The sequence below is a fragment of the Flavobacterium sp. HTF genome (assembly GCF_003105115.1).
In the GTDB taxonomy this organism is placed as follows: domain Bacteria; phylum Bacteroidota; class Bacteroidia; order Flavobacteriales; family Flavobacteriaceae; genus Flavobacterium.
The window spans coordinates 1-8,225 of record NZ_QETH01000135.1 but is presented as its reverse complement, the minus strand read 5'-3'; the positions used below and the strand labels follow the sequence as shown (position 1 = coordinate 8,225).

Annotated in this window: 6 protein-coding genes and 1 tRNA gene; 5 read left to right on the top strand and 2 right to left on the bottom strand. The window is 34.8% G+C overall.

Annotation, left to right across the window (positions count from 1 at the left end; all coding sequences use genetic code 11):
* The first annotated feature begins 7 nt into the window (after positions 1 to 7).
* Positions 8 to 82 (top strand) — tRNA-Val (locus DCO46_RS21540).
* Positions 83 to 279: 197 nt separating this feature from the next.
* Here DCO46_RS21540 and DCO46_RS21535 read toward each other — a convergent pair.
* Together DCO46_RS21535 and DCO46_RS21530 are read right to left on the bottom strand one after the other, a co-directional pair.
* Positions 280 to 1,002, bottom strand: a complete 723-nt coding sequence (locus tag DCO46_RS21535; RefSeq protein ID WP_116754536.1) for a LytR/AlgR family response regulator transcription factor — start codon at positions 1,000 to 1,002, stop codon at positions 280 to 282.
* A gap of 1 nt (position 1,003) precedes the next feature.
* A complete protein-coding gene (locus DCO46_RS21530) occupies positions 1,004 to 2,050 on the bottom strand; it encodes a sensor histidine kinase (protein ID WP_116754535.1) in 1,047 nt (348 codons plus the stop codon).
* Between the two features lie 348 nt (positions 2,051 to 2,398).
* Here DCO46_RS21530 and DCO46_RS21520 point away from each other — a divergent pair, with 348 nt between their 5' ends.
* The 4 genes from DCO46_RS21520 (at position 2,399) to DCO46_RS21505 (ending at position 7,966) form a co-directional block, all read left to right on the top strand.
* A complete protein-coding gene (locus DCO46_RS21520; RefSeq protein ID WP_116754533.1) occupies positions 2,399 to 4,774 on the top strand; it encodes a TonB-dependent receptor in 2,376 nt (791 codons plus the stop codon).
* A gap of 34 nt (positions 4,775 to 4,808) precedes the next feature.
* Positions 4,809 to 5,630 carry a DUF4249 domain-containing protein gene (locus tag DCO46_RS21515; RefSeq protein WP_116754532.1) on the top strand — a complete coding sequence of 274 codons (822 nt, stop codon included), beginning with the start codon at positions 4,809 to 4,811 and terminating at the stop codon, positions 5,628 to 5,630.
* Between the two features lie 70 nt (positions 5,631 to 5,700).
* Positions 5,701 to 6,570 carry an SDR family oxidoreductase gene (locus tag DCO46_RS21510; protein WP_116754531.1) on the top strand — a complete coding sequence of 290 codons (870 nt, stop codon included), beginning with the start codon at positions 5,701 to 5,703 and terminating at the stop codon, positions 6,568 to 6,570.
* 628 nt (positions 6,571 to 7,198) lie between these two features.
* The gene (locus DCO46_RS21505; RefSeq protein WP_116754530.1) at positions 7,199 to 7,966 is read left to right on the top strand and encodes a hypothetical protein; all 768 of its coding nucleotides are present in this window, start codon (positions 7,199 to 7,201) and stop codon (positions 7,964 to 7,966) included.
* Positions 7,967 to 8,225 lie beyond the last annotated feature (259 nt).

Below are 8,225 nucleotides of genomic sequence, written 5' to 3'. Positions count from 1 at the left end.
TAAAATAGGGCGATTAGCTCAGCTGGTTCAGAGCACCTCGTTTACACCGAGGGGGTCGGGGGTTCGAACCCCTCATCGCCCACAGATTTCCAAAAACTCCAAAGTCATTTGATTTTGGAGTTTTTTATTTTATGTGCATTTCATGAGTTTTATAGTTTATATCTTATTTAGCGAAAGCAAGAATAAATTCTATATATAAGTTGCCATCGAACACCATATTTACAAACTAACGTTTTTGCAAAAGATCTAAATACGCTGGTTACAAAGTCAAAAAAAATATTATTTGTTCAAAATTTTCCTGGTTACAAATTCATTAAAAAAGAAATCTCTGTAAATATTACCAATTGGTATTTCATTTTTTCCAATATATACCGTATTGTTATCTATAGAATCTATCTTATTTACATTGATTATATAAGATTTACTAACTCTGACGAAGAAACTTTTTGGAAGTAAGTCATGAATAGTCTTGATATTCATCAGGGTAATTACTTTCTGATTTTCTAAATAAAGAACCACGTAATCTTTTAAGCCTTCAATATAAAGAACGTCACTAAAATATACTTTAAACATCCTACGGTCTGCCCTTACGAAAATATAGTCATCGGTTATATTTTCTATATTACTTTCTATATGATCAGTATGAAATAACTTGCAATAGGTCTGTGCCTTTTCGACTGCTTTTTGAAAGCGTTCCAATTTTACAGGTTTTATCAAATAGTCAATAGCATCAACTTCATAACTCTCAGAAGCAAATTCATGAAAAGCCGTAGTAAATACTACTAGAGTTTTTTTTGGAATATTTCTGGCAAATTCAATTCCATTCACGCCCGGCATTTGAATATCAAGAAACACTAAATCAACTGAGTTTTTTGCCAGAAATTCCCTTGTAACTTCTGCTCCGTTAAATGAAGCTATAACCTCTAGATTTTCTGTCTGATACACCAGTTTTTGGATTGCTTTTCTTGCCAATGGCTCATCATCTACTATTATGCAGTTCATTTTATAATTTTAAAGTTAAGGTAACGCAGTAGGTTTCCGAATTGTCTTCTATTTTCAAGTCATGTGTCGAAGGGAACAGGAGTTCCAATCTTCTTTGAATATTGGCCATACCTAATCCCCCTGGCTTACTAATTGCTTTTACAGCGGGTTTTGAGTTTATGCATTTGAAAAAAAGCTCTGTGCGGCGAACATCAAAGAACAAATTTACATAGGATGATTTCGCTGAATCATTATTATGCTTTACGGCATTTTCTACAAATGAAATAAACAATAAGGGAGGAACCTGGACACCGCTCAACTCACCTTCTTTGGATATTAAAAAATTAAAATTATCTCTTCTGACTTTTTCCAGATTTAAAAAATCTTCTAAAAAATGGATTTCTGAAGTTAGTAAAACTTTATCTCTGGAACTGTCATAAAGCTGATAACGAAGCAGGTCGCTCAGCTTCACCAAAACCTGTGAAGCTTTTTTAGGATCATCTTCAATTAAAACATTAGCATTATTGAGCATATTAAAAAGAAAATGTGGATTAATCTGATTCTTTAGCTGTTCTAGTTCAGCACCAGCTTTTGCCAGTTCAAGATCGTGAATTAACTGGGCATCAGATATCCATTGCTGGAATAATTTAATTGCTGCCGATGCAATAATAAGCACCATGATCATAAAGGAATATGTAAAAAAGTTAATATCGTCATCCTCGTAAGGCAGCAGATAAGGCTTAAGATAATAAGACGCAGCCTGATGTATTATATATGCCAGAACTATTCCTGAAAGCACGGAAAGACTATAATTCAGATACTTTTTTCTCAACAAAAATTTAGGCACAAAAAAATACATATTACTGTAGACCAATAAAATTATCTGAAAGAAAATGACTATCCTATTATATGTCTCGAAAGGCTGTACATAGTCCGGCGGACTGTAATACAAAACAACGATACTGAATGCGATTAGCAGTAAATGGCGGTGGAAGCGATATTTATCTGAAATGAAAAACTCAACCATCCAATTGGTATCCATAGTTTTTCTGGGTAAAGATTTATTCATAGCACTATTTTAGTTTTTCCAGCAAATGTAGTAATACGTGAAAAATATAAATTTTTACTATACAAAAGCACTTTATTAATATACCAAAATAAGATTTTAATGTAGTAAACCTTTTCTATGGGCCTAAATAGTAACATACAAGCCAAAAAAAGGGATAGCTCAATTAATGTGTTTTTTGCCTTAAAAATGCCCCCTTCTTTCGCTGAAATCTTGGCGTGCAATTTTTTTACTATATGAAAAAGCTGCTTTAATATATAAAGTAACGCATTTTGTATATATAAAATATGCGGGTTCAACAAAAATATACTTTAGCCGGGAAATGTAACATTTAATCCTAAATTTTAATAAATGAAAAGCAGAATCCAACCCTTTCTATTACTCTTTTTTGCCTTTGTAATCAATACATATTCGCAGGAAAAAGTTACCCTTAGTGGCACAATAGCCAATGAGTCCAATACCGAAACATTAATTGGCGTTAACATTTACATCCCGGAAGCTAAAGTAGGCATCACTACCAATTCTTACGGATTTTATACCACGACACTGCCAAAGGGAACCTACACCGTTATCATAAGCTACGTGGGCTTTGATAATATTGAAGAAACTATCACGCTCGAAGAAAACACCAAAAGGAACTTTGGGATGACGGAAGTCAGCAAAACATTGGATGAAGTTGTAATCAAGAACAACACAACAAAAGCAAACATCAGAAAGCCTGAAATGAGTACCAACAAGCTGTCTATCGCCACGATAAAAAAGATGCCGGCCGTTTTGGGCGAAGTAGATGTATTGAAATCGATTTTGCAGCTTCCCGGAGTTACAAATGCTCAGGAAGGTGCGTCGGGCTTCAATGTCAGGGGAGGTTCTGTCGATGGAAATCTGGTACTGCTTGATGAGGCCGTTGTTTATAACACCTCGCACTTATTCGGATTCTTTTCTGTTTTTAACTCCGATGTAATCAAAGATCTAAAGCTTTACAAAGGAGGGATTCCCGCTAATTTTGGAGGACGCATATCATCAGTTCTGGATATTTATCAAAAGGAAGGAAATAATAAAGAGTTTCATGTGAACGGGGGCATTGGAATAGTCTCAAGCCGATTGCTGGTTGAAGGTCCTATTGTTAAGGATAAAAGTTCTTTTGTGGTTGCAGGTAGAGGATCTTACGCACATCTTTTTATGAAACTGGCAGATGAACCAAATTCAGCCTATTTCTACGATTTGAACGCCAAGTTCAATTACAAATTCAATGATAGAAATAATGTTTTTGTATCAGGTTATTTTGGTAACGACAACTTAAATTTCAATAATAGCTTTATAAACGTCTACGGTAATAAGCTTTTTAATTTGAGATGGAACCATATATTCTCAGATAAAATTTTCTCTAATGCATCTGCTATTTACAGTGATTATGATTACCAGATTAAAGTTAAAACCGTCGGTCTTAACTGGAAATCAGATGTGAAAAATTACAATTTTAAATATGATTTTAAACATTATTTTTCAAATAATCTGACTTTAAATTACGGCCTAAATTCAATTTATTACAGTTTCAATCCTGGAACAATCAGGCCGTTTGGAGAAGGATCAGCCATCAATCCCGACCAGATCGCCAAAAAGTATGCCTTTGAAAATGCCGTGTATATCAGTGCTGAACAAAACCTTTCGGAAAAATTATCCCTTAATTATGGACTTCGCTACAGTAACTTTCAAAGATTAGGCCCGCAGGAAGTGTACACCTATGCCAATAATCAGCCTCTTGTTTTCAATCAGGAGTTTCAAATTTATGAAGAGGCTGATCCAACAGGAACAATAAACTACAAGAAAAACAAAAAGATAGCGAGTTTTGACAACTTGGAACCGAGACTTGCCATTGCTTATTCGCTAAACAATGACCAATCAATAAAGGCCAGCTACATTAGAATGAGCCAATATGTTCATCTAATTTCCAATACTGCTTCTGCAACTCCGCTCGATATTTGGGCACCTAGCGACCAATATCTTAAACCAGAAATTCTAGACCAGGTAGCACTAGGTTATTTTCACAATTTTAAAGACGATAAATATTCTCTGGAAGCAGAAACGTTCTATAAAAAAGTAAAAAACAAATCAGACTATATTGACGGTGCAGATTTACTTGGAATCGATGCTATAGAAAGAGTGCTTTTAAACGGAGAAGCAAGATCATATGGTTTAGAATTGATGTTTAAAAAAAATACAGGAAAGCTGACGGGCTGGGTTTCCTATACTATTTCTAAAGCAGAACAAAGAACACCAGGCCGAAATGAAAATGAGCCGGGTATAAATAATGGGAAATGGTACAGGGCAAATTATGACAAATTGCATAATTTATCAATTACGGGCGCATATGCTTTCAATCCGAAATGGTCATTTGGAGGTATTTTTACTTTCCAGAGCGGAAAAGCTGCCACGTTCCCTAATGGAAAATACCAATATCAGGGCATCACTGTTGCGAATTATGGAGCAAGAAATGACGATTCTTTATCTGCATACCACCATTTAGATGTATCAGCAACTTATACTCCTAAACCCGACAAGAAAAAAGGATGGCAGGGTGAATGGAATTTCAGCATCTATAATCTTTACAGCAGAAGCAATGCAGCCTCGTACAGTTTTAGACAGAACGAAGATACTGGATTAAGTGAGACAAGAAGAACATCCATTTTTGGTATTGTTCCCAGTGTAACCTACAACTTCAAATTTTAAAAAATAAATAATAGACTTTTAAAAAAGATATAAAATGAAACTATTACGAAAAATTCTCATACTATCCGTTGGACTGTTTTTAACAGGATGCGAAGATGTTATTACCGTGGATCTTGATACAGCAGCGCCACGACTGGTTATAGATGCATCTATAGACTGGGTAAAAAATACGCCGGGCAACGAACAAAAGATTGTATTGTCTACTACAACAGGATATTACAGTCCAGAATTCCCAACCGTATCCGGAGCTGTAGTCACTGTGACAAATGCGTCAAATATGGTCTTTACATTTGTAGAAACTCCCGGAACAGGGCAATATATCTGCAGCAATTTCCTTCCTGTTATCGGCGAGACCTATAACTTAAAAATTGTTTTAAATGGTCAGACCTATACTGCATCGGAAACATTAACACCCGTTCCTAAAATTGAAGAGAATGTTGATCAGAACGATAAAGGGGGTGACACCGGTGATGAAATCGAAATAACATTCTACTATAAAGATGATGCAGGTCAGGCAAATGCTTACCTCAACAGTGTTACCCAGCCGTACACGCCGTTCCCAGAGCTTGAAGTTGAAGATGACGAGCACACTAATGGCAATATGATGCAGGAATCGTATTCTTCTGAAGATTTAAAAGCTGGGGACCAGATAGACATAAGATTGTACGGAATTTCAAAAAGCTATTACAATTATATGTACAGGTTAATAGTTGCTTCTGGTAATGATGGCAGCCCTTTCCCAACGATACCAAGTGCGGTCCGCGGTAATATTGTCAATCAGACTGATGGCAAAAATTACGCTTTTGGCTATTTCAGACTGGCAGAAATGGATATTAAAAACTATACCGTTAAGTAATCAAGTTCCTGTAATGCGGTAAAATGCAGTTTTTTTATCGCATTCTAACTTTTATAAATTCAGTTTAAAAATGGACAAGATATTGGTAACCGGTGCAAACGGACATTTTGGAAGAGGGGTACTGAAAGCCCTGCTCAATAATGGATCAGGGAAAAAAAACATCTATGCAATGGTAAGGGACAAAACCAAGGCAGTTGAACTGAAGTCTTTGGGTATTAATATTGTTTTTGGAAACTATGAAGATTATGATTCCTTACTTAAAGCATTTTCAGGTATAGACAAACTTCTTTTTGTTTCCGGTAGTGACGTAAGGAATCGTACAATACAGCACAAACTGGTAGTCAAGGCAGCTAAAAATGCCGGGATAAAGCATATCCATTATACCAGCCAGCTGCACAAAAGTGACGACAGGGATTCGCCTATTTATTTTATTATAAAATCACATTTGGCGACAGAAACTGCCATCATGAACAGCGGCATGAATTTTACAATACTAAGGAATGCCTTGTATATGGATATGCTTCCGGAATTTTTAGGAGAAAAAGTTGTAGAAGACGGCATTTTTCTCCCTGCAGGCCAAGGTAAAATTGCCTTCACACTCCGAAGCGAGATGGCAGAAACCGCAGCGGTTATTTTGATATCGCGGGGTCATAAAAATAAGATTTATGAGATTTCTGGCGGCAGTATTTCCTTTACCGAAATTGCCCAGAAAATTTCTGAAATAAAAGGGCACAACATTACCTATCTCAGTCCCGATCCGAAAGTATTTATAAATGCAGCCGTAAAGAAAGGTGCACCAAGAATGCTGATAAAAATGCTGGCAGGATTTGCACAGGCAGCTCGAATCGGAGAACTGGATAGCGAAAGCCCGCACATGGAAAAAATTCTGGGAAGAAAACCTTCTCAGGTCAATGATTTTTTACAGCAGATATACAGTTGAAAGAAATTATTCTTGGTCTTTGATTTGAAAATAAAGACTTCATATTTTGTTTGTTTTAGTTAACGGAAAATGCTGGAAATTCAAAAATTCAGCATTTTTTTAAATAAGCAATTTACCTGAAAAATAGAAGATACCGGAATAGTAATTATATTCTGAATTTTAATATCACCCTAAAATGAAAATGATGAAAGGGATCTGTCCATTTTCATCACCACGTCATTTTCGTGCTTCCAAATTTTTTTTCATTCATTTTTTGTTTGGTGTCAAGCCTTTTTCATTTGAAAAGGGCTGGCACTTTTTTTAAACAGAATTAATTATTCAACTCACTTCAACATCTTAAAAAATACTATTATGTTCAAAAAAATAACAAAACAGGTACCAAGTGTTCGACTGTCATCCCTGACACTCCACCAAGAAACTCCTTAAGAAATTAAGGAGTTTTTTATGCTTATTTTTTTATTGATTAAGTTTATATATTAACAGCTTTGATAACTGAACATTAAATACAATCAATGTTCAAATCTGCCTTCAATCCGTTTGACAAAATTACAGAGCTTTACGAAGGCTTAATAAATTCCTTATTTTAGCACAGAATAAAGTCTAATGAATAAATACAAAACGAGACAGCATGAAATTATTTAAGGAATTAGGAAATAAATTTGGTGACCTTTACGACAATCTGACGAATGCCGATTCAAGTTGGAAAAACAAAGTCTATGATTTCTATTTAATTTTTGGACAAATTGACGAGAATAAATCACCCTGGATAAAAACAAATTGGAAATCTGATTTCGAACCTTATTTTGACTTGTTAATAAAGCAAACCGAAAACGGCAAAGAAACCGGAATCAAGGCAATAAAATACAAACCTGAAAAACGCATTTCTAAAAAAGACAATACAGAATTCACTTATCATTCCGAAATAAAACACGGACGTCTTAAATGGGATGAAAAATCGCATGAGAAATGGACAACAATTAATAACGTTGAAAATTACTTTCTTAATTTTGAACTCTGGTCGCCTATATGGACAATTTGCGAGAAAAGACAGTCACCTCCGGATATTTACATCAAAATATCCAATGAAAGAGATTTTGAAAATAAACGTGAAATTAAATTCGGATATTTGATAGTAGTTGCAATAGCGAAAAATTTAAAAATTGATTCTAAAACTATTATAAAAGAATTGTCGGAAAAAATCAACTCAAAAGCGACAATGCTAAAAACAAGAAGATGGGGATATCCTGAAAAAGCAGGAAACTGGACTTTTACAAATGGCATCCAGGATACTTTCTCCAATGGTATTTATAAAGAAAAAGACATACACACTTTTGACTTTGACGAATTGGAATTTGAACCCACATGGGAGGCCATATATCGACAAAATATATGCTGAATACATTTTAAAATCTATTTAAAAAATACTAATTTAAAATATGAATAATCATTTGATTGGGTTTAACATTAGAGTATATGCCTTTTGTATAAATGAAAATACTATTTTGGCACTGCACGAAAAATATGCAGGCACAAAAATATGTAAATTGCCAGGAGGCTGAACATGGTTTAAAACCGCAGGTAAAAGAAATTAAAGGTTTGATAGAAATTTATTTTACGCAGGATTTTGAAGAGCGAAATCTGGTGTGTACGATAAA

What these genes read in the sequence shown, in the direction of transcription:
- DCO46_RS21510 (WP_116754531.1), top strand. Translation starts at nt 5,701, where the DNA reads ATGGACAAGATATTGGTAACCGGTGCAAACGGACATTTTGGAAGAGGG.
- DCO46_RS21515 (WP_116754532.1), top strand. Translation starts at nt 4,809, where the DNA reads ATGAAACTATTACGAAAAATTCTCATACTATCCGTTGGACTGTTTTTA.
- DCO46_RS21530 (WP_116754535.1), bottom strand. Translation starts at nt 2,050, where the DNA reads ATGAATAAATCTTTACCCAGAAAAACTATGGATACCAATTGGATGGTT.
- DCO46_RS21505 (WP_116754530.1), top strand. Translation starts at nt 7,199, where the DNA reads ATGAAATTATTTAAGGAATTAGGAAATAAATTTGGTGACCTTTACGAC.
- DCO46_RS21520 (WP_116754533.1), top strand. Translation starts at nt 2,399, where the DNA reads ATGAAAAGCAGAATCCAACCCTTTCTATTACTCTTTTTTGCCTTTGTA.
- DCO46_RS21535 (WP_116754536.1), bottom strand. Translation starts at nt 1,002, where the DNA reads ATGAACTGCATAATAGTAGATGATGAGCCATTGGCAAGAAAAGCAATC.